This is a genomic window from Kitasatospora sp. NPDC004669 (genome assembly GCF_040609455.1).
Classification (GTDB): Bacteria; Actinomycetota; Actinomycetes; order Streptomycetales; family Streptomycetaceae; genus Kitasatospora.
On sequence record NZ_JBEXKB010000011.1, the window covers coordinates 136,931 to 157,041 of the forward strand.

The following is a 20,111-nucleotide window of genomic DNA, read 5'->3' on the forward strand; positions in this document are numbered from 1 at the left end:
TCGTGGTTTCGCCCCTTCCGCACCGGATGGTACGGGAGCGGGCGTTGCTTTGTAGTTAAGACCGATATCACCGACGACCCTGCTGACGACTCACACCCTCAGCACAGCCCCAGCACCTACGAGGAGCACCCGTGACCCAGACCAGCGAGAACGTGACCTGGCTCACTCAGGCCGGCTACGACCAGCTCAAGGCCGAGCTGGATCATCTGACCGGGACCTGGCGCATCGAGATCGCCCAGAAGATCGAGGCGGCGCGCGAGGAGGGCGACCTCAAGGAGAACGCCGGCTACCACGCGGCGAAGGAGGAGCAGGGCAAGACCGAGCTGCGCATCCGCCAGCTGACCCAGCTGCTGGAGCGCGCCAAGGTCGGCGAGGCCCCGGCCGACTCGGGCGTGGTGGCCCCGGGCATGATCGTCACGGTCGCCTTCGACGGCGACGAGGACGACCTGATGGAGTTCCTGCTCGCCTCCCGCGAGGTCGCGGGCGCCGACGACCTGGACGTCTACTCGCCGCAGTCGCCGCTGGGCCGCGCGATCGACGGCAAGAAGATCGGCGACGAGGCCACTTACGAGCTGCCGAACGGCAAGCCGGCCATGGTGAAGATCGTCAAGGTCGTTCCGCACGCCGGCTGATCCGGCCCCTGAACGCCGCCGAGGGCGGTCGCCGAGTCCTGGGACCCGGCGACCGCCCTCAAGCGTTCCGCGCTCGGAGGCGACACCCGGGAGCTGCTCCCGAGAGCAGCTCCCGAACGCGACAGCAGAATCGCTTCACCCCACGGCAGAGCGGTACTTGCGCACCGACAACCAGGAGAACACCGCCGTGATCACCAGCGACCACAGCACCGACACCAGCGCCGCGTGCTGCATCGGCCAGGCGCTGTCCACCGGCCCGACCTGATTGCCGAAGAGGTCCCGGCAGGCCTGCACGGTGGCGCTGAACGGGTTCCAGTACGCGATCGCCCGCAGCCAGTCCGGCATCGAGCTGACCGGCACGAAGGCGTTGGACACGAAGGTCAGCGGGAAGAGCCAGATCAGCCCGGCCGAGGTGGCAGCCTCGGGGCTGCGCACCGACAGGCCGATCAGCGCGCCGATCCAGGAGAAGGCGTAGCCGAGCAGGAGCAGCAGGCCGAAGGCGCCGAGCGCCTTGAGCGCCCCGTTGTGGATCCGCCAGCCGACCGCCAGCGCGACCAGCGCCAGCACGACCACGGTGAACGCGGTCTGGCACAGGTCCGCGAGGGTGCGGCCGACCAGCACCGCCGAGCGGGCCATCGGCAGCGAGCGGAAGCGATCCACCAGGCCCTTGGTCATGTCCTCCGCGATGCCGGCCGAGGCGCCGGCGGTGGCGAAGGTGACGGTCTGGGCGAAGATGCCGGCCATCAGGTACTGGATGTACGTGTCGGTGCTGGAGCTCGCCCCGGGGATCTTGATCGCCCCGCCCATGACGTACGAGAACAGCAGCACGAACATAACCGGCTGCATCAGCCCGAACACCACGATCTCGGGGATCCGGGACATCCGGCGCAGGTTCCGCTTGGCGACCACCCAGGAGTCGTGCAGGGTCGCGTTCAGGCCCCGGCGTCGCGTGGGCATCGCCGCGCCGATGGCGTGTTCGGTGGCGGTGACCATCTCAGCGCTCCGTTCCGGCCGTGACGGCCTGCTGCCGGTCCGGCCCCCGGCTCCCGGCGCCGTCCGGGCCGGTCCCCTTGCCGCGCCCCCGGTCGCCCCGGCCGCGGCCCTCGGGGTCCTCGCCGCCGTCCTCCTCAGCCGTCTCCGCGACGTGGCCGGTGAGGGTGAGGAACACGTCGTCCAGGGTCGGGCGGCGCAGGCCGATGTCGTCGATCTCGATGCCGCGGCCGTCCAGTTCGCGGATGGCGTCGGCGAGCACCCGGGCGCCGCCGCTGACCGGCACGGTGATCTTCCGGGTGTTCTTCTCCACCGCGGGCTCGCCCTGCGCGTAGCCGGACAGCGCCGCGACCGCGTCCGCGACCAGGCCCGGATCGTGCACCACGACCTCGATCCGCTCGCCGCCGATCTGCGCCTTGAGCTGGTCGGCGGTGCCGCGGGCGATCACCCGGCCGTGGTCGACCACCGCGATGTCGTGGGCGAGCCGGTCGGCCTCCTCCAGGTACTGGGTGGTGAGCAGCAGCGTGGTGCCCTGCTCGACCAAGGTCTCGATGACCTCCCAGAGTGCGAGCCGGTTGCGCGGGTCGAGGCCGGTGGTCGGCTCGTCCAGGAACATCACCGGCGGCCGGACGACCAGCGCGGCGGCGAGGTCGAGCCGACGGCGCATCCCGCCGGAGTAGGTCTTGGCGGTGCGGTTCCTGGCCTCGGTGAGGTTGAACCACTCCAACAGTTCCAGCGCGCGGGCCTTCGCGGCGCGGGTGCTCATCTGGTAGAGCTCGCCGACCATCGTGAGGTTCTCGAAGCCGGTCAGGTACTCGTCGACCGCCGCGTACTGGCCGGACAGCCCGATCAGACTGCGGACCTTGTCCGGGTGCTTGAGCACGTCGACGCCGGCCACCACCGCGCGGCCGGAGTCGGGGCGCAGCAGGGTGGTGAGGACGCGCACGGTGGTGGTCTTGCCGGCGCCGTTCGGGCCGAGCAGCCCGAGCACCGTGCCCTCGGGGACGTCGAGGCTGACGCCGTCCAGGGCCCGCACGTCTCCGAAGGTCTTCACCAGGTTCTCGGCTTGGATGGCTGGCGCCATGGCCTGCCTCATCTCCTTGGACGAATATGAGCGATCTATCACGCCTTGCCCGGATTTAAGGCACGCGGGCTACTCGGTTCCCGACCACCGACACAGAACGCGATGTATCGCGAGTCTGACAACTTGCGATACATCGCGTCAAGAGGGTTCGAACGAAGAGAAACGAAGAGATCCGTGCGATCCCGGCCGAACGACGCCGTCCCGGTGGAGCGCCACGCCGGCCGGACGGCCTCAGCCCGAGACCACGTACCCCGCATCCCGCAGCTCGCCGACCACCAGCGCGCAGTGCTCCGGCCCCTTGGTCTCCAGGTGCAGGTCCACCTCGACCTCGGCCAGCCCCAGCCGGGGGTCGATCCGCACGTGCGCGACGTCCAGCACATTGGCGTCCACCCTGGTCAGCACGCCCAGCAGGTCCGCCAGCGAACCGGGCTTGTCCGCCAGGCGCACCCGCAGCGACAGGTAGCGCCCGGCCGCCGCCAGCCCGTGCCGCAGCACCCGCTGCATCAGCTGCGGGTCGATGTTGCCGCCGGACAGCACCGCCACCACCGGGCCCTCGAAGGAGTCCGGCTGCTCCAGCAGCGCCGCGATCGGGGCCGCCCCGGCCGGCTCGACCACCAGCTTCAGCCGCTCCAGGCCGAGCAGCAGGGCCCGCGACAGCGCGTCCTCGGAGACCGTGCGGATGCCGTCCGCCAGCGTGTTGATCACCTCGAACGGGATGTCCCCGGGGCGCCCGACCATGATCCCGTCGGCCATGGTGCTGAACTGCTCCAGCGACACCGGCCGCCCGGCCGCCAGCGACGGCGGGTACGCGGCCGCGGCCGCCGCCTGCACCCCGATCACCCGGACGTCCGGGCGCAGCGGCTTGACCGCCGCCGCGATCCCGGCCAGCAGCCCGCCGCCGCCCACCCCGACCAGGATGGTGCGCACCTCGGGGCACTGTTCCAGGATCTCCAGCCCGACGGTCGCCTGGCCGGTGACGATGTCCCAGTGGTCGAAGGGGTGGATGAACACCGCGCCGGTCGCCTCCGAGTACCGCTGCGCGGCCTGCAGCGCCTCGTCCACGGTGGTGCCGTACAGCCGCACCTCGGCACCGTACTCACGGGTGGCCGCGACCTTCGGCAGCGGCGCCGCGACCGGCATGAAGACGGTGGAGTGCACCCCCAGCAGCGAGGCCGCCAGCGCCACCCCCTGGGCGTGGTTCCCGGCGCTCGCCGCCACCACCCCGCCGGCCCGCTGCACCGGCGAGAGCCCCGCAATCCGCACGTACGCCCCGCGCAACTTGAAGGAGCCGGTGCGCTGCAGGTTCTCGCACTTCAGGTGGACCGGTGCACCGATCAGCCCGGACAGGTGCCGGCTGCCCTCCATCGGGGTCACCCGGGCGACCCCGGCGAGCATCTTCTGGGCCCCGCGGACGTCGTCGAGGGTGACCGGCCAGTTGTGCATGACGTCAGCCTAGGGCGCTCCATGTGGGGCAGGCCGGATCAGCGCGCTGCGTCGGAACGCGTGCACCGCAAGGCGGAGGACGGGGGCACCTCCCAGCCGCCGGGCCGGGGGAGAGTCCGTGCGGTGGGGGCGCCTCCCGGCCGAAGGCCGGGGGCCACCGACGGCTGACGACAACGCGGCGAGGTGCGTGCCCCGACGCCGCGCGCCCGGCCTGATCCCATGGAGCGCCCCCGGGTGCCGACACCGTCAATCGGGGACGCCGGGGCTGTTCCCGGGCCCGCCCCGCCCGCGTACGCTGCTGCTTCTGAGCCTCCCTCACCGCACGACGATCGTGAGCCGCGATGACGACGACCTCGCCCCAGGCCACCGACCGAACCGAGCCCGTGCACACCCAACTCCAGTACCAGCTGGCGGTGTTCGCCCGCCGGATGGAACAGGTCCGAACCTCCGGCGGCGGCGTCGGGGCGCTGGACCGGGCCGCCTACCTGCTGCTCGAACGCCTGGAGCGGCACGGGCCCGCGAACGTCAAGGCGCTGGCCGAGGCGCTCGGTGTCGACTCCTCCACGGTGACCCGCCAGGTCGCCCCGCTGGTCGCGGCCGGGCTGGTCGGCCGGGTCCAGGACCCGGCCGACCGCCGCGCGGTGCGGCTCGCGCTGACCCCGGGCGGCGCCGGCCGGCTCGCCGAAGTCCGGGACGGCCGAGCCGAGTTGACCCGCCGCCTGACGGCCGACTGGCCACCCGAGGAGCAGCAGGCGTTCTGCGCCCTGCTGGCCCGTTTCAACCACGCGATGGAGTCGTACACGGCGGACCAGCAGGGGCAGTGACCGACTCGCCTAGCCCCAATGCCACTGACTTAACGGCGATCGCGAGCCGCTGACCTGTGGCGATGCTTCGGGCAGAGGGCCGTGGCAGAACGCAAAGTCACCGGCATTGCGCCTAGCCCAGCGCCTGCTTGAGATCGGCCAGCAGGTCGTCGATCGACTCGATGCCGACCGAGACGCGCACCAGGTCGGCCGGCACCTCCAGCGGCGAACCGGCCGCCGAGGCGTGGGTCATCCGGCCCGGGTGCTCGATCAGCGACTCCACGCCGCCCAGCGACTCGCCCAGGGTGAACAGCTGCGCGCGGTTGCAGACCTCGACGGCCGCCTCCTCGCCGCCGGCGACCCGGAACGAGACCATGCCGCCGAAGGCCTTCATCTGCTTGGCGGCGATGTCGTGGCCGGGGTGCTCGGGCAGGCCCGGGTACAGCACCTGGCTCACCTTGGGGTGGCTCGCCAGCAGCTCGGCGACCTTCTCCGCGTTGGAGCTGTGCCGGTCCATCCGGACGCCCAGCGTCTTGATGCCGCGCAGCACCAGCCAGGCGTCGAACGGGCCGGAGACGGCGCCCATCGCGTTCTGGTGGTAGGCGACCTCCTCGCCCAGGCCCGCCTCGGCCAGCACCAGAGCACCGCCGACCACGTCCGAGTGGCCGCCCATGTACTTGGTGGTGGAGTGCACGACCGCGTCCGCGCCGAGCGCGATCGGCTGCTGCAGGTACGGGCTGGCGAAGGTGTTGTCGACCACCAGCAGCGCCCCGGCGCCGTGCGCGACCTCGGCCAGCGCGGCCAGGTCGGTGATGCCCAGCAGCGGGTTGGACGGGGTCTCCACCCACACCGCGCGGGTGTTGGGGCGCAGCGCGGCCCGGACCTCGTCCAGGTTCTGGGTGTTGGCGACGGAGAACTCGACGCCCCAGCGGGTCAGCACCTTGGCGAACAGCCGGAAGGTGCCGCCGTAGGCGTCGTTGGGGATCACGATGTGGTCGCCCGGCTTGAGGATGGTGCGCAGCAGGGTGTCCTCGGCGGCCAGGCCGGAGGCGAAGGCGAGGCCGCGGGCGCCGCCCTCCAGCGCTGCGAGGCACTCCTCCAGCGCGGTGCGGGTCGGGTTGGCGCTGCGGCTGTACTCGTAACCGCCCCGCAGGCCGCCCACCCCGTCCTGCTTGTAGGTGGACACCTGGTAGATCGGCGTGACGACGGCCCCGGTCTGGGGGTCTGCTTCCTGACCCGCGTGGATGGCGAGGGTCTCGAAGCCCTGGGGAAGCTGGTGCTCGGTCATGGCTCCGAGCCTAGTGGCCGTACGCCGGCACGCTCGCCGGAATCCGCGGACCGCCCGATGCGTTGAACGCTGGGCAACCGTCCCTACCCCGCTGGAGCAGGCCGTGCTGTTCAACCGCCACAAGACCTCGCTCGTCCCCGCCGACCAGGCACTGCCCGGCCGCGAGGCCCCCGCCTTCACCCTGACCGAGCCGCACACCGTGCTCGGCCACCCGCTCACCGGGCCGTACCCGGAGGGGCTGGAGGTGGCCGACTTCGGGCTGGGCTGCTTCTGGGGCGCCGAGCGCACGTTCTGGCGGCTGCCCGGCGTCTGGACGACGCTGGTCGGCTACCAGGGCGGCTACACCCCGAACCCGACGTACGAGGAGGTGTGCAGCGGCCTGACCGGGCACACCGAGGCGGTCCGGGTGGTCTTCGACCCCGCGCTGATCTCGTACGAGCGGCTGCTGAAGGCCTTCTGGGAGGCGCACGACCCGACCCAGGGCAACCGTCAGGGCAACGACGTGGGCACCCAGTACCGCTCCGCGCTCTACACCCACTCCCCCGCCCAGGCCGCCGCCGCGACCGCCACCCGGGACGCCTTCCAGCCCGCGCTGACCGCGCTCGGTCACGGCCCGATCACCACCGAGATCGCCCCGGCCGGCCCGTTCTACCCGGCCGAGCCGTACCACCAGCAGTACCTGTCCGAGGCCAGGAACCCCAACGGCTACTGCGGTCTCGGCGGCACGGGCGCCTCCTGCCCGATCGGCGTGGCCCGCACCCAGGGCTGACCGGGTGCGGCCGGGGCGGCGACCCAGGGTGACCGCCCCCGGGGCCGGGCGCAGACTGGAAGGGCCCAGCAAAGGCGGCCCGGCCACCGCGCTGGTGGCCGGGCCGTTCCTCGTGGAGAGGAGTTCGCCATGTCCGGTCTGGTCCGCAAGAATTTCGACGCTCCCGAGGAAGTCCGCCTCTTCGAGGAGGGCATGGGGGAGCTTCGCCTGGTCGACCTGGACGGCGGCCCGGTCGGCAGGGCCGTGTTCCAGCCGGGGTGGCAGTGGTCCAAGCACGTGAAGCCGATCGCCAGGACCGACAGCTGCCAGGCGGCCCACACGGGGTACGTGGTCTCCGGCCGGATGAAGATCGTCATGGACGACGGCCAGGAGGACGAGTTCGGCCCCGGCGACTACATGATCTGCCCGCCCGGCCACGACGCCTGGATCCTGGGCGACGAGCCGTGCGTGATCGTCGACTGGCAGGGCTTCGCGGACTACGCGAAGCGGTGAGGCGGCGCGACCGCCTCAGTGAGCGGTCGGCGCGGCCGGCACCGTCGGCGCGGTGGCCCCGGTGGCGCCCGGCGCGTAGAACCACCCGGCCCCCGCTTGCACGGTGGTCTCGGTGGCGCCCGGCGCGTGAACCGACTTGTGGTCCGCCGTCCGGCCGGGGGATTCGGTCAGCAGCCGGTCCTGGGCGTCGTAGACGCCGATCGGGTCGGCCGGCCACCCCTGGGGGCCGGTCTGCGTCGGCTGGGGCTTGACGGGCCTGACCAGGTAGAAGGCCGTCCAGTTCTTCATCTCCGGAGCGGTGACCAGGGTGGCCGGGACGGGCTTGCCGTCCTCGAACAAGATGATCTTGCTCGGGGTCGGGCCCAGGTAGAAGCAGAGCGACACCAGATGCTGTCCGTCGCCACTGCCCTGGCAGTAGATCTGCGGCCGGGAATGGTCCAGGTTGTCACTGGTGACGTCCCTGCAGCCGAACGCCGAGTACCACTTCCCGTTCGGGCCGAGTTGCTCGTCGCAACGCTGGGTCTCGGTCACCCACATCCGGGAGCCATCGGTGACCTGCACCTTCTCCCCGACCGCGACCCGCCGGACCGGCGAGAGCGGCAGCGCGGTCGCCGTCGGGGTCGGGGCGGCCTCCGGCACCAGGGCGGTCGCCCCCGCCTTGGGGGTCATCGCCGCCCCCGCCTCGGCCGTGACGTCCCCGACGTGCCGGGCGCTGCCGGCCGTCACCGCCGTCACCCCGCAGACCAGGGCCACCGCGAGCGCGGCCGCCGCGGCCCCCGTCCTGCGCCGGGCCCGGCGGCGCCGGGCGCCGACGACGACCGCCTCCGGGTCCGGCCCGGCCGCCAGTGGGTCCTCGTCCTTGAGCAGCTGTCCGAGCCTGTCCTCGAAGCTCATACCGTCACCTCGATGTCCGTCGTGAGGCCCGCCGCTCCGCCGGTGCGGTCGGCGAGTTCGGGGAGTGCGCGCAGCTTCGACAGCGCCCGGTGCAGCGTGCTCTTCACCGTGCCGGGCGCGATGCCCAGTTCGGCCGCGATGGCGGACTCGGTGAGGTCCCCGTAGTAGCGGAGCACGACGACGGTGCGCTCCCGCCGGGTGAGCGTGCCCAACGCCTGCTGGAGCAGGGCCCGTTGGGCCTGGCGCTCGGCGAGGTCCTCGTCGAGCGGCCGGTCGGGGGTGATGTCGGTGGGCAGCTCGTGGTTGCGCAGCCGGCGCCACCAGTCGCGGTGCTGGTTCACCACGATCCGGCGGACGTACGCGGTGGGGTCGTCGCCAGTGATCCGGTGCCAGTGCAGGTAGGCGCGTTCGAGCGCCGACTGCACGATGTCCTTGGCACGGTCCGGGTCGCCGGTCAACAGCTCTGCCAGCCGCAACAGTTGACGGCCGCTCCCGGAGACGAACGCGCTGAACTCGGCGTCCTGTCGCTGCCTCTGCTCGCGTTTCACACCTACCTGACTCCTCGGGCGGACCGCGAGGTTCGGTCCGCCCGAGGAGAATTTTCAGGTGACGGTCAGGCGGCGCTGCCGGCCTTCCACTCGGCCCAGCTCAGGTTCCAGCCGTTCAGGCCGTTGTCCGGGGCGACGGTCTTGTCGCCGGAGTTCACGACCTCGACCACGTCGCCGACCATCGAGGACTTGTAGAACTTGTAGCCGTCCGTGCTGCTGTCCTGCGCGCCCTTGGCGTCCTGCAGGCCGACGCAGCCGTGGCTGGTGTTCTGGCCGCCGAAGATCGACGGCGAGGACCAGTAGTTGCCGTGGATGAAGGTGCCCGAGGTGGTGAGGCGCTGGGCGTGCGGCACATCGGCGATGTCGTACTCGCTGCCCAGGTTGACGGTCTGCGAGTTCATCCGGGTCTGGGTGAACTGCTCGGAGATGACCATCTTGCCGCCCCAGGTGGTGTGCTCGGGGGCGCCGCCGGAGATCTTGTAGACGGCGCTGACCTGGCCGTCCGTAGTGACGGTGAGCTTCCTGGTGGCGAGGTCGGCGACGCTGGTCTGGGCACGGCCGATGGTGAAGCTGACGTCCTTGGACTGGGTGCCGTACACGCCCTTCGCGCCCTCGACGTCCTTGAGTCGCAGCTTGAGGGTGACCTTGGTGCCCTTGGCCCAGTAGTCCTGCGGCCGGAAGTCGAGCCGGGTGCTGGAGAACCAGTACCCGACGATCTCGACGCCCGGCTCGGCTATCACGGTGATCGCCTGCTGGACGGCCTTGCGGTCGGTGATCGGCTTGCTGAAGTTGATCGAGACCGGCATGCCGACGCCGACCGTCGAGCCGTCCTCGGGGGTGAAGTAGCCCACGAAGGTGTTGGCCGGGGTCGCCGTGGTGAAGGTGGCGTTGGCGTCCGCCTCCAGCTTGTCCTTGTCGACGGCGGTGGCGGTGACGGAGTACTTGGTGCCGCTGGCCGGGGCCGCGGCCGAGGTCCAGCTGGTGTTGTCGGAGGAGAGCTGGCCGGCCAACTCCTTGCCGGTGGAGTCGGTGACCTTGACGGTGCCCAGGGTGCCGTTGCCGACGGTCACCTTGACCGGCTCACTGAAGCTGGCGCCGGTCGTGCCGTCCGCCGGGCTGACGGTGATGACGGCGGCCGAGGTCTTCGGGGCGCCGCTTCCGCCGCCCGCGCCCGGGGTGCCGCTGGCACCGGAGCCGCCGGAACCGCCGCTGCCCCCGCTGCCGCTGTTGTCGTTGCAGGCCGCCAGCAGCAGCACGGGCGCACCGATCAGGCCCGCGAGCACTCCGCGTCGGCTCCAGTTCCCTCCGGCCACCCGCCCCTGACCGTCCCGTGCCGTCACGTCGCGTCTCCCTGCTGATCATCCCGGGCATTTACGGATACAGAAACGCAATCCACCCGCCCACGGTTCCATCACCGAAGGGTAAGCGATCGTATGAGATGACCCAACTTCCCGACGAACATGGACAAAACGCCCAGCCCGCCGAAGCGGACCGGGCGTTCACGAGCGGTGACGGTACGGGCGGCCGCTACTCGGCCGACGCGTCCACGGTGTACTCGTCCCACTCCTCGTTCTCGGGGTCGAACTCGGTCTGCGCCGACTCCCAGGTGGCCGAGGCGAGCTCGACGCCCGGAACCTCGCCGAGCAGCGCGACGGGGTCGATGAAGTGGGCGAGCGAACCCGACGGGTCCACCTCGATGGCCTCGACGGACTGGGCCCGCTCCTCGTCGTCGAGGTACTCGTCCTCGGCGACCTGCTTCAGGGCGGCGGCCTTGAGCGCGCCCTCGTCGGTGATCTCCGCGATCAGCTCGATCCTGAGCTTGACGTAGCGCGGGGCGTCCTCGGTCGTTTCAGTGCTGGTCATGCGTGCGAGCGTACGGGACGCCGGGCCGCCCGGCGCACCGGAAGGGCCGGGGCACACGGGAAGGGCCGGCCCCTCGGAGAAGGACCGGCCCCACCGTCTCTCCGCGTCGACTCCCCCACCCGGGAGCCGCGGAGACGCGCCGTACGGCGCGGTGTGCACCGCGGGAGCCGCCGCACCCTGTCGACCGGCCGGAGCCGGACAGGGGCGGGACGACGGCGCCTCCCGCGGAGGGCCCCTCCCTCCGATGCCGGTCGGGGAGGGCGGACACGGCGGACCGGGTCAGGACCGTCCTACGTGTCCGGAGCCGACCGCGCCCGCCGGGGAGCCGCTCCCGGTGGCCGCTGCCGTCTCGCTCGGCGTCTTGCCGTTGACCACCACGATGCCGGAGCGTTGTTAACCACGTGCTGCGGGCAGGTGACGTCGGTGTACCACTTCGCCCGTGGACGAACCCACCGGATCCGTCCACGGGCGAAGCACGGTGACCGATCGTCAGTGGGCGGCGCGGGTGGTCAGGAAACCCAGCAGGTCCTGACGGGTGACGATGCCCTGCGGCTTGCCCTCCACCAGCACGACCGCCGCGTCGGCCTTCTCCAGCACGGTCATCAGGTTGGTGACGGTCTCACCGGAGCCGACCACCGGCAGCGGCTTGGACATCACCTTGTCCAGCGTGTCGGTCAGCTCGATGTCCTTGGCGAAGACGCCCTCCAGCAGCAGCTTCTCCACCACCGAGCCGATCACCTCGCCGGCCATGATGTCCGGGTGCCCGGCGCCCGGGGAGACCACCGGCATCTGGGAGACGCCGTACTCGCGCAACACCCGGACCGCCTCGGCGACCGTCTCGTTGGGGTGCATGTGGACGAACTGCGGGATGCCGCCCTGCTCGATGGCCTCCTTGCGGGCCAGCACCTCACCGATGTGGGCCTCGTCGGTGGACGAGGGCAGGAAGCCGTAGTCGGCCATCCAGTCGTCGTTGAAGATCTTCGACAGGTAGCCGCGGCCGCCGTCCGGCAGCAGCACCACCACGACGTCGTCCGGCCCGAGCTCGCGGGCCACCTCCAGCGCGGCCACCACGGCCATGCCGCAGGAGCCGCCGACCAGCAGGCCCTCCTCCTTGGCCAGGCGGCGGGTCATCTGGAACGAGTCCTTGTCGGAGACGGCGACGATCTCGTCCGCGACGTTGCGGTCGTAGGCGGTCGGCCAGAAGTCCTCACCGACGCCCTCGACCAGGTACGGACGGCCGGTGCCGCCCGAGTAGACCGAGCCCTCCGGGTCGGCGCCGACCACCTTGACCTTGCCGCCGGAGACCTCCTTCAGGTAGTTGCCGGTGCCGGAGATGGTGCCGCCGGTGCCGACGCCCGCCACGAAGTGGGTGATCTTCCCCTCGGTCTGCTCCCACAGCTCCGGGCCGGTGGAGTGGTAGTGCGAGGCCGGGTTCTCCGGGTTGGAGTACTGGTCCGGCTTCCAGGCGTTCGGGGTCTCGCGGACCAGGCGGTCGGACACGTTGTAGTACGAGTCCGGGTGCTCCGGCGCGACGGCGGTCGGGCAGACGACCACCTCGGCGCCGTAGGCGCGCAGGGTGTTGATCTTGTCGGTGGACACCTTGTCGGGGCAGACGAAGATGCACTTGTAGCCCTTCTGCTGGGCCACGATCGCCAGACCGACACCGGTGTTGCCCGAGGTCGGCTCCACGATGGTGCCGCCCGGCTTGAGGGCGCCCGAGGCCTCGGCGGCCTCGATCATGCGCATCGCGATGCGGTCCTTCACGGAGCCGCCGGGGTTGAAGTACTCGACCTTCGCCAGCACTGTCGCGCTGATGCCCTCGGTGACCTTGTTCAGCTTGACCAGGGGCGTGTTGCCGACCAGGTCGATGATCGAATTGTGGTACCGCACGGGGGTCCTCCCGGTCTTTGGGCATGCGAGTGCATTCGGTACTGCAAAGCCTAGGGCGTGGGCGGCGCCCCGGGGTTCCCCTCTGGCACGCCTCCCCCAATGGCCCACCCCCACCGCCACCTCCGGTACTCCCGCCGCCCATCCGGGTAAGACCGCTGTGCAGGCACGGCCGTGTCCCCGCCGGGGCGGCACGAGGACGCGAGGGGGCACGGATGCCAGGCACAGCGGACTCGCGGGCGCGGGTGGCCCGCCGGATCGCCACCGCGGCGGCGTACGGTGGCGGCGGGCTCGGCCTGCTCGGCGTGGGCCTGGTCGGCCTGCTGCTGACCGAGAGCAAACTCGCCATCCAGGCCATCGGCATCCTGGAGACCCACCCGCCCAAGGCCGACGGCGTCTACGGCGAGGCCTTCGCCGACGGCACCGCCGCCCCGCAGCGGCCGCTGGTACTGGCCGTCCTCGGCGACTCCACCGGCGCCGGCCTCGGCGTGGCCCGCGCCCGCGAGACCCCGGGCGCGCTGCTGGCCGCAGGCCTGGCCTCGGTGGCCGAGCGCCCGGTGCGGCTGGTCACCGTGGCCCGCTCCGGCGGCCGCTCCGCCGACCTCTCCGGCCAGCTGGAACAGGCCCTGCCGCACCACCCCGACGTCGCGGTGATCATGATCGGCGCCAACGACGTGACCCGGCACAGCCCGGCCCAGGTCGCCGTCCGCCAGCTCGGCGAGGCCGTCGCCGCCCTGCGCGCCAACGGCTGCGAGGTGGTGGTGGGCACCTGCCCGGACCTCGGGACGATCAAGCCGGTCCGCCCGCCGCTGCGCTGGGTGGCCCGGCGGCTCAGCCGCCAACTGGCCGCCGCGCAGACCATCGCGGTGGTGGAGGCGGGCGGCCGCACCGTCTCGCTGGGCTCGCTCCTGGGCCCGGAGTTCGCCGCCCGGCCGGAGATGTTCGCCTCCGACCGCTACCACCCCTCCGCCCAGGGCTACGCCACCGCCGCGATGGCCGTCCTGCCCTCGGTCTGCGCGGCACTCGGCCTGTGGCCGGAGGAGGAGCGCCCGACCGCCCCCCTCCCCGGCGAGACCGTGCTGCCGGTCGCGGTGGCCGCCGCGGCCGCGGCCGGACGCGCGGGCACCGAGGTGGCGGCCGTGGAGACGGAGGAGGCGGGTCGGCGCTGGGCCCTGTTGAGGCATCGGCTGCGGATCGGCCTGCCGGGCCCGGAGAACGGGAAAGGGCCAGGCACGGACCCCGGCGCGGACCCCGGGGATACGTCGGCCAGCTCACACGCTGAGGCCGGTGACGCCTGAACTACCAAGCGGTAGCTTACCTCCCGGACCGCCAGTCCGTCGTCACTCAGCAAGGAGCCCGCCATGCCCGAAGCCGTCATCGTCAGCGCCGCCCGTTCGCCGATCGGCCGGGCGTTCAAGGGTTCACTCAAGGATGTCCGCCCGGACGACCTGACCGCCCACATCATCCAGGCCGCCCTGGCCAAGGTCCCGCAGCTCGACCCGCGCGAGATCGACGACCTGATGCTCGGCTGCGGCCTGCCGGGCGGCGAGCAGGGCCACAACCTGGCCCGCATCGTGGCCGTGCAGATGGGCATGGACTACCTGCCCGGCGCCACCATCACCCGCTACTGTTCCTCCTCGCTGCAGACCACGCGGATGGCGCTGCACGCGATCAAGGCCGGCGAGGGCGACGTCTTCATCTCGGCCGGCGTCGAGACCGTCTCGCGCAGCATCAAGGGCACCTCGGACGGCCTGCCGGGCACCATGAACCCGATCTTCGACGAGGCCCAGGCCCGCACCAAGAAGCGCGCCGAGGAGGGCGGCGGCGAGTGGCACGACCCGCGCGAGGACGGCCTGCTGCCGGACGCCTACATCGCGATGGGCCAGACCGCCGAGAACCTGGCCGCGCTCAAGGGCATCACCCGCGCCGACCAGGACGAGTTCGGCGTGCGTTCGCAGAACCTCGCCGAGGCGGCGATAAAGGCCGGCTTCTGGGAGCGCGAGATCACCCCGGTCACGCTCCCGGACGGCACCGTGGTGAGCACCGACGACGGCCCGCGCGCCGGCGTCACCCTGGAGGGTGTGTCCGGGCTGAAGCCGGTGTTCCGCCCCGACGGCACCGTGACCGCCGGCAACTGCTGCCCGCTGAACGACGGCGCCGCCGCGCTGGTCATCATGTCCGACACCAAGGCCCGCGAGCTCGGCATCACCCCGCTCGCCCGGGTGGTCTCCACCGGCGTCAGCGGACTCTCCCCCGAGATCATGGGCTACGGCCCGGTCGAGGCCTCCAAGCAGGCGCTCAAGCGGGCCGGCCTGACCATCGACGACATCGACCTGGTCGAGATCAACGAGGCCTTCGCGGCCCAGGTGATCCCCTCCTACCGTGACCTCGGCATCGACATCGACAAGCTGAACGTCAACGGCGGCGCCATCGCGGTCGGCCACCCCTTCGGCATGACCGGCGCCCGGATCACCACCACGCTGATCAACTCCCTGCAGTGGCATGACAAGCAGTTCGGCCTGGAGACCATGTGCGTCGGCGGCGGCCAGGGCATGGCCATGGTCATCGAGCGCCTCAGCTGACCCCGCCGAACCGCTTCAAAGGTCTAGACCACCCACTTGGAGTGACGTAGCGTAATTGAGGGCCGGATCACACCGCGAGGTCGATCCGGCCCTCTTCCCGTTCACTTCCGGTCCGGAAATCGACACTGCGGAGCGGATCAACTCCACTGCGTAGAACGGTGTTACCTAACAATTTGGGGACAAGAGCGAAAGTTCTGGACGAATTAGACATTCGCCACTGCGGTAACACCCCCGAATGCGGCAGTGTGGACACGTAACCCCGTTCCGCTCCTCGCTAGGAGTACGTTCCGTGAGCGCCGTCTACACCATCCTGCTGTTGACCCTGATCGCCGTGTCGACCGCCGTGCTGCTCCACCTCCGGGGACTCTCCCGCCGACTGGACGCGCAGGCCGCGACCCAGGCCGCGCCCGCACCTGTCGACGAGGCCGCGATACGCCGGGCCGTCGCCGAGGCGCTCGCCGCCGACCGCGAACGGGAGATCACCGAGGCCCGGGCGTTCTGGGCCGAGCAGGAGGCCCGCGCGGCCGAGGACGCACCGCTGTTCGACTCCCCCTTCACCGGGGTGTTCACCGGCACCGACGAGTGGCCGCTGTTCTTCCCCCGCCCCACCGGCCCGCAGGACGCCGCCGACAACGCCGGGACGATGGACCCGGAGTTCGGCGAGGCGCTGCGCTCCGCGTTGGAGGACCTGATCAACGAGGGCGGCACCGGCCCGGCCGAGCCCGGCACCGAGGGCGGCGCGCCGCTGCGCCCCGGCCACCCTGTCGGCGAGACCGCCAAGGACGCCCGGGCCCGCCGCGAGGCCGACCTGCTGGCCACCGGTCTGGAGGCCGGGCTGCTGGACGCCGAACCGACCGTGGAGGACGCCCCGGTCGCCGTGCCCGACCCGCGCCGCCACCCCTCGCACCCCGACTTCGTGCCGAGCCAGGCGCCGTCCCGCGAGTGGACCGACACCCGGCTGGCCACCCTCGCCGAGGAGGCCGTCGCCCTGGTCGACGTCCGCCCCGGCCCGCTGGGCACCCTGGACGTGTACGCCTTCGCCGACGGCACCACGCTGTGCGTGGCCCCGGGCGACCGGGAGGCCGCCTACCGGCTGATCGACGCGGTCCGCGCCGGTGAGCACGTCCGGCTGCTCGGCGGCTCGCGCTTCTCCGGTTCGTACTCGCTGACCTTCTCCACCGACGAGGAGGCCGTCTACGTGCTCGCCGACCGGGTGGTCGCCAGCATCTGACGCCGACTCATCCGCGCAGCACGGCCGAAGGCCGGCCGGGTCCAGGGGTTGCGGACCCGGCCGGCCTTCGTCATGTCCGGCTCCGGGAGGTCTCAGGCGCAGAGCTCGGTCGTCTCGTGCACCGCGGCCACCGCCCCGGCCAGCACCTCGGCCGCCGCCACCGGGCCGTCCGGCAGCGCCAGCTCGGCGTCCTCCGGCAGGGCGGTCAGCGCGACCGCCAGGTCGTGCCCGGCGACAGCCAGCTGGTCCCCCACCGCGAAGGCCCCGGCGTCCGGGAACTCCCGCTCGGGCCCGCCCTCCGCCGCCAGCGCCAGCGCGGCGAGCCGCCGGGCCAGCGCCAGCACGGCCGCCGCCCGCGAGGCGTGCCCGGGCACGGCGCCCAGCAGCTTGCTCTGCGGCAGCGAGCGGAAACGATCCGCCAGGGAGTCCACGGCTTCGACCAGGGGCTGTACGTCATGCATGGAGAGGAGCCTAAACGCCGCCGGGCCCCGAAGCAGTTCGCTCCGGGGCCCGGCGGCAGTGGGTGACGACCGGCGGTGCGTCAGTCGTCGCCGCGCAGGATCGCGATCAGCCGCAGCATCTCGACGTAGATCCAGACCAGCGACAGGGTCAGCCCGAAGGCGGCCCGCCAGGACTCGCGCTGCGGGGCGCCCTGCGCGATGGCCGTCTCGATCTCCGCGAAGTCCAGCGACAGGAAGAAGGCGCCGAGGCCGATGCCGATCAGGCCGACCACCACGCCCAGCGGGCCGGAGCGCAGGCCCATGTCGGCGCCGAAGGCCATCGCGATCACGTTGATCAGCATCAGCAGCACGAAGCCCATCGCGACCGCGATGCCGATCCGGGTGTAGCGCGGGGTGACCCGGATCCGGCCGCTCTTGTAGGCGAACAGCATCGTCCCGAAGACCGCCGCCGTGCCCAGCACCGCCTGGATCGCGATGCCGTTCAGCATGGTGTTGAGGGCGTGGGTGACGGCGCCGAGCGCGAAGCCCTCCAGGGCCGCGTACAGCAGGATCAGCGGCGGGCTGACGCTGCGCTTGAACGAGACCACCAGGCCGACCACCATGGCCACCAGGCTGGCGCCGATCGCGAAGCCGAAGTTCTCGAACGGCAGCGTGAACCAGGCCACCGCGCCGGCGGCGACCAGGGTGAGCAGCGTCATGGCCGTGCGGGCGACCACGTCGTCGAGCGTCATCCGCCCGGTGGCCGCCGGGCCGGCCGACGGCCCGTTGTACATCTGGTACAGCTGCTCGTCCGTCAGCGGGCCCTGCCCCTGCGGCTGGGCGTAGGGGGTGCCCGCGTAGGGGTTGCCGTACGGACCCCCGGCCTGCGCGGTGGTACCGAACCCCGCGTAGCCGGGCTCGCGGGTGAAGGACCCCTCCCGCGCAAAGACCGGGTTGCTGCTTCTCATTGCTCATTCCCTCCGTGGCGGCACTGCACCGCCCGCACACCAGGGTAATGGCTTGGCAAAACATTCGGGATACGCCGCGAGGATGATCCGGTGAACGACTCCCGGCGGGGACGCCGACGGCGTCCCCGCGGGTCGAGTGGTGCCCGGAGCCGGACTCGAACCCGACCCGTACAGCCCTCTGACCTGGCACAACGTCACACGCTGCGGGTTTCGAGCTGCTTCGGGAGGTCTCAGGCCGTTTCAACCGATGTCATCCGTGGACCGTGTTCCCAGGGGAACACCGCAGGGAACACCGCAGATAGCAGCAGGGCCCCAACCCCCGTCGAGGTCAAGGCCCTGCTGGTCAGCTCCACTCTCAGCCTTGCGGAGCACGGACTGGAGCTGGTCGAGGGTGGCGTTTGCGCCGCTCCGTGTTGATCATGGCCAAATCTGGGAGGTCCCAGCCTATCCCCGGATCCATAGCCTGGCCATGCCCAGACCCATGATCACCAGGGATGTCGATGCCGGACGCTGATTACCAGCGCATCGTCACCGACGTGCGCCGCCGAATCGCCGACGGCGAGTGGCCGCCTGGGCATCAGCTCCCTTCTCGCAGGCAGATGACCCGCATGTACGGTGTCGGCGAGGGGGCCGTTCGGGACGCAATCACAACGCTCCGGCTCGCCGGGAAAATCGAAGGGCCAGCGCGGCGGCGGCTAACCGTGTCCCATCCTGTTGCCGTGCGCACTCTCTCCGATCCGGACGCCCCGTGGCCGCACCGGGGCGACAGCTGGTCGAGTCGCATCCTGGCCCCGCTTGACGTGGCCACCCGGCTCGGGTTATCCCGCGGCACACGGGTATACCGGGAGCGAATCGAGATGCTCGACGCCGACGGCCGCCCGTCGCATCTGGTCACTACATGGCGTGCGTCGAGCGCCCATCCGACATGGACAGATTCGACCGCCGACGTAGTGTTCCGGCAGCTGAGTGATGCTGACGGGACTGACCTCGGCCTCATTGCCGGTCTACCTGCTCTCGTTGTGGAACTAGTCCGCACTGCTGCCGGGAGACCGGTGGAGTACGCAGAGATCACCTTGCCGGCCGACCGCTGGCGTGTCCGGCTGAGGTAGGCCCTGGCCGACCGCACCGCCGTACGGCCGGCCAGGGAGCTGGGCTACTTCGGCGGGTCCGCATCCGGGCCATCCTCCAAAGCGGGCTCCGGCGGCCCCGGGCAGCCGACGTGGTCGACGATCCAGTCCGTCAGGGATGTGCGGATGTCGTCGAAGTTTCCCCGCCCATACTGGCCGCACTCGCGGCAGTAGCCAGCGGCGCTCACTGGGACCCGCCAGGCAGGTTGCGAGCGCAGGAGCATTCGGGCGTCCCGCACGTGCACAGCAGCGGCGGGGCTCCGGCTTCGCCCTGTAGGCCGCCGGGACAGGCCCAGTGCGCCTCGAACTGACACTCGGCACTGATGTACCGTCCGGCTCGGTCGATGTCCAGACTGATGACAACGTCGGTCGGGGTACCTGGACGCGGGGCAACGATGATCACTGCGTCTCCGTCTCAACGCACTGAGGATGGGCCATGACAGCCCAGCCGAGCGGGGCCCCGGATGTGGGCGTATAGGCGTGGCCGACCGATCGCAGTGGCGGCTCGGCTCGGCCGCAACAGATGCAGGCCTCGCCGCGGCACTGCTGGGCGGTGTAGTCGGCGGCCAGCGTGGTCTTCCCGAGCCAGAGTTGACGCGAAAGCAGCGCTTGCTGCAGGTACTCCTCGACGTCAATCCGGCGAGCGCTGGAGGCGAGGTAGCGCTGCCCCATCATGAGGACGATGGCGCCGCCGCGGCGCACGAAGTCCGCCCACCCATCGTTCGCAGGGACCCGGATGGCGCCAGCCACCCCGGGCAGCAGTACGAGCGCGTCCGGGCCGTCGAGAACCATGCGGATCCCGGGCGACGGCAGCGGCATGTCCGGCGCTGCCAGGCCTGCGGTGGTCGCGAGCGATCGAAGCCCGCGAGCCTCGCCACTGGACGGGGTGATCATCATGAATGCGACCAGCCCATCGGGCGTGGAATCGATCCATGTCCATGCCGATAACGACAGGTCCGATACGTTGCGTTCGGCGGCCGTCAACACGGGCCCCTTCCTAGAGCTCCGGGTCTACCATCACGCCTAGGCAACACCCCAGACGACAGCGCACGCGATCACCTCGGGGGTGG

General features: G+C 71.5%; 20 protein-coding genes. 8 read left to right on the top strand and 12 right to left on the bottom strand.

Translation table 11 applies throughout. From position 1 onward, the window contains the following. The first annotated feature begins 131 nt into the window (after window positions 1-131). On the top strand, window positions 132-632 hold the full coding sequence (gene greA / locus ABZW30_RS12240; RefSeq protein WP_355670987.1) for a transcription elongation factor GreA: 501 nt from the start codon (window positions 132-134) through the stop codon (window positions 630-632). Between the two features lie 135 nt (window positions 633-767). On the opposite strand, the gene ABZW30_RS12245 is transcribed toward greA, so the two are convergent. From ABZW30_RS12245 to ilvA, 3 genes are all read right to left on the bottom strand, one after another. Next, entirely contained in the window at window positions 768-1,589 is an 822-nt protein-coding gene (locus tag ABZW30_RS12245; protein WP_355671075.1) for an ABC transporter permease, read from the bottom strand. A gap of 37 nt (window positions 1,590-1,626) precedes the next feature. Then, complete coding sequence (locus ABZW30_RS12250; protein ID WP_355670988.1) at window positions 1,627-2,706, bottom strand: ATP-binding cassette domain-containing protein; 1,080 nt, start codon at window positions 2,704-2,706, stop codon at window positions 1,627-1,629. Between the two features lie 231 nt (window positions 2,707-2,937). Further along, window positions 2,938-4,149 carry a threonine ammonia-lyase gene (ilvA, locus tag ABZW30_RS12255; protein ID WP_355670989.1) on the bottom strand — a complete coding sequence of 404 codons (1,212 nt, stop codon included), beginning with the start codon at window positions 4,147-4,149 and terminating at the stop codon, window positions 2,938-2,940. Between the two features lie 341 nt (window positions 4,150-4,490). Between ilvA and ABZW30_RS12260 the strand changes: the two genes are divergently transcribed. Continuing rightward, window positions 4,491-4,973 (top strand): MarR family transcriptional regulator, encoded by a 483-nt coding sequence (locus tag ABZW30_RS12260; protein ID WP_355670990.1) that lies wholly within the window; start codon window positions 4,491-4,493, stop codon window positions 4,971-4,973. Window positions 4,974-5,085: 112 nt separating this feature from the next. Here ABZW30_RS12260 and ABZW30_RS12265 read toward each other — a convergent pair whose 3' ends face one another. Next, a complete protein-coding gene (locus tag ABZW30_RS12265) occupies window positions 5,086-6,240 on the bottom strand; it encodes a cystathionine gamma-synthase (RefSeq protein ID WP_355670991.1) in 1,155 nt (384 codons plus the stop codon). Between the two features lie 106 nt (window positions 6,241-6,346). On the opposite strand from ABZW30_RS12265, the gene msrA reads away from it, so the two are divergent. Next, window positions 6,347-7,009, top strand: coding sequence for a peptide-methionine (S)-S-oxide reductase MsrA (gene msrA, locus ABZW30_RS12270; RefSeq protein WP_355671076.1), 663 nt, complete (start codon window positions 6,347-6,349; stop codon window positions 7,007-7,009). A 129-nt stretch (window positions 7,010-7,138) separates the two neighbouring features. Further along, entirely contained in the window at window positions 7,139-7,501 is a 363-nt protein-coding gene (locus ABZW30_RS12275; RefSeq protein WP_355670992.1) for a cupin domain-containing protein, read from the top strand. 15 nt (window positions 7,502-7,516) lie between these two features. Here the strand turns inward: ABZW30_RS12275 and ABZW30_RS12280 are convergent, their stop codons facing one another. The 5 genes from ABZW30_RS12280 to ABZW30_RS12300 all read right to left on the bottom strand — a co-directional run bounded on the left by ABZW30_RS12280 (window position 7,517) and on the right by ABZW30_RS12300 (window position 12,696). Then, a complete protein-coding gene (locus tag ABZW30_RS12280) occupies window positions 7,517-8,395 on the bottom strand; it encodes a hypothetical protein (RefSeq protein WP_355670993.1) in 879 nt (292 codons plus the stop codon). Continuing rightward, window positions 8,392-8,943 carry a SigE family RNA polymerase sigma factor gene (locus tag ABZW30_RS12285; RefSeq protein WP_355670994.1) on the bottom strand — a complete coding sequence of 184 codons (552 nt, stop codon included), beginning with the start codon at window positions 8,941-8,943 and terminating at the stop codon, window positions 8,392-8,394. Before ABZW30_RS12285 ends, ABZW30_RS12280 begins: the two co-directional genes overlap by 4 nt. Window positions 8,944-9,008: 65 nt before the next feature. Beyond that, window positions 9,009-10,283 (bottom strand): Ig-like domain-containing protein, encoded by a 1,275-nt coding sequence (locus tag ABZW30_RS12290; RefSeq protein WP_355670995.1) that lies wholly within the window; start codon window positions 10,281-10,283, stop codon window positions 9,009-9,011. Window positions 10,284-10,470: 187 nt separating this feature from the next. Next, window positions 10,471-10,806: a hypothetical protein gene (locus tag ABZW30_RS12295; RefSeq protein ID WP_355670996.1), complete on the bottom strand. Its 336-nt coding sequence runs from the start codon at window positions 10,804-10,806 to the stop codon at window positions 10,471-10,473. Window positions 10,807-11,295: 489 nt separating this feature from the next. Continuing rightward, window positions 11,296-12,696 carry a cystathionine beta-synthase gene (locus ABZW30_RS12300; protein ID WP_355670997.1) on the bottom strand — a complete coding sequence of 467 codons (1,401 nt, stop codon included), beginning with the start codon at window positions 12,694-12,696 and terminating at the stop codon, window positions 11,296-11,298. A 212-nt stretch (window positions 12,697-12,908) separates the two neighbouring features. Here ABZW30_RS12300 and ABZW30_RS12305 point away from each other — a divergent pair, with 212 nt between their 5' ends. The 3 genes from ABZW30_RS12305 to ABZW30_RS12315 all read left to right on the top strand — a co-directional run bounded on the left by ABZW30_RS12305 (window position 12,909) and on the right by ABZW30_RS12315 (window position 16,506). Then, entirely contained in the window at window positions 12,909-13,991 is a 1,083-nt protein-coding gene (locus ABZW30_RS12305; RefSeq protein WP_355670998.1) for an SGNH/GDSL hydrolase family protein, read from the top strand. A 63-nt stretch (window positions 13,992-14,054) separates the two neighbouring features. Then, window positions 14,055-15,275, top strand: a complete 1,221-nt coding sequence (locus tag ABZW30_RS12310; protein WP_355670999.1) for an acetyl-CoA C-acetyltransferase — start codon at window positions 14,055-14,057, stop codon at window positions 15,273-15,275. Window positions 15,276-15,564: 289 nt separating this feature from the next. Continuing rightward, the gene (locus ABZW30_RS12315) at window positions 15,565-16,506 is read left to right on the top strand and encodes a hypothetical protein (RefSeq protein WP_355671000.1); all 942 of its coding nucleotides are present in this window, start codon (window positions 15,565-15,567) and stop codon (window positions 16,504-16,506) included. Window positions 16,507-16,598: 92 nt separating this feature from the next. Here the strand turns inward: ABZW30_RS12315 and ABZW30_RS12320 are convergent, their stop codons facing one another. Both ABZW30_RS12320 and ABZW30_RS12325 read right to left on the bottom strand, forming a co-directional pair. Further along, the gene (locus tag ABZW30_RS12320; protein ID WP_355671001.1) at window positions 16,599-16,967 is read right to left on the bottom strand and encodes a hypothetical protein; all 369 of its coding nucleotides are present in this window, start codon (window positions 16,965-16,967) and stop codon (window positions 16,599-16,601) included. Window positions 16,968-17,047: 80 nt separating this feature from the next. Then, window positions 17,048-17,914 (bottom strand): Bax inhibitor-1/YccA family protein, encoded by an 867-nt coding sequence (locus ABZW30_RS12325; protein ID WP_355671002.1) that lies wholly within the window; start codon window positions 17,912-17,914, stop codon window positions 17,048-17,050. A gap of 494 nt (window positions 17,915-18,408) precedes the next feature. On the opposite strand from ABZW30_RS12325, the gene ABZW30_RS12330 reads away from it, so the two are divergent. Further along, window positions 18,409-19,023, top strand: coding sequence for a GntR family transcriptional regulator (locus tag ABZW30_RS12330; protein WP_355671003.1), 615 nt, complete (start codon window positions 18,409-18,411; stop codon window positions 19,021-19,023). 417 nt (window positions 19,024-19,440) lie between these two features. On the opposite strand, the gene ABZW30_RS12335 is transcribed toward ABZW30_RS12330, so the two are convergent. Continuing rightward, window positions 19,441-20,025 carry a hypothetical protein gene (locus ABZW30_RS12335; RefSeq protein ID WP_355671004.1) on the bottom strand — a complete coding sequence of 195 codons (585 nt, stop codon included), beginning with the start codon at window positions 20,023-20,025 and terminating at the stop codon, window positions 19,441-19,443. Window positions 20,026-20,111 lie beyond the last annotated feature (86 nt).

Excerpts from the sequence above, each read along its gene's own strand:
- ABZW30_RS12245 (WP_355671075.1), bottom strand. The coding sequence starts at position 1,589 with ATGCCCACGCGACGCCGGGGCCTGAACGCGACCCTGCACGACTCCTGG.
- ABZW30_RS12250 (WP_355670988.1), bottom strand. The coding sequence starts at position 2,706 with ATGGCGCCAGCCATCCAAGCCGAGAACCTGGTGAAGACCTTCGGAGAC.
- ilvA (WP_355670989.1), bottom strand. The coding sequence starts at position 4,149 with ATGCACAACTGGCCGGTCACCCTCGACGACGTCCGCGGGGCCCAGAAG.
- ABZW30_RS12260 (WP_355670990.1), top strand. The coding sequence starts at position 4,491 with ATGACGACGACCTCGCCCCAGGCCACCGACCGAACCGAGCCCGTGCAC.
- ABZW30_RS12265 (WP_355670991.1), bottom strand. The coding sequence starts at position 6,240 with ATGACCGAGCACCAGCTTCCCCAGGGCTTCGAGACCCTCGCCATCCAC.
- ABZW30_RS12275 (WP_355670992.1), top strand. The coding sequence starts at position 7,139 with ATGTCCGGTCTGGTCCGCAAGAATTTCGACGCTCCCGAGGAAGTCCGC.
- ABZW30_RS12280 (WP_355670993.1), bottom strand. The coding sequence starts at position 8,395 with ATGAGCTTCGAGGACAGGCTCGGACAGCTGCTCAAGGACGAGGACCCA.
- ABZW30_RS12295 (WP_355670996.1), bottom strand. The coding sequence starts at position 10,806 with ATGACCAGCACTGAAACGACCGAGGACGCCCCGCGCTACGTCAAGCTC.
- ABZW30_RS12305 (WP_355670998.1), top strand. The coding sequence starts at position 12,909 with ATGCCAGGCACAGCGGACTCGCGGGCGCGGGTGGCCCGCCGGATCGCC.
- ABZW30_RS12310 (WP_355670999.1), top strand. The coding sequence starts at position 14,055 with ATGCCCGAAGCCGTCATCGTCAGCGCCGCCCGTTCGCCGATCGGCCGG.
- ABZW30_RS12320 (WP_355671001.1), bottom strand. The coding sequence starts at position 16,967 with ATGCATGACGTACAGCCCCTGGTCGAAGCCGTGGACTCCCTGGCGGAT.
- ABZW30_RS12325 (WP_355671002.1), bottom strand. The coding sequence starts at position 17,914 with ATGAGAAGCAGCAACCCGGTCTTTGCGCGGGAGGGGTCCTTCACCCGC.
- ABZW30_RS12330 (WP_355671003.1), top strand. The coding sequence starts at position 18,409 with ATGTCGATGCCGGACGCTGATTACCAGCGCATCGTCACCGACGTGCGC.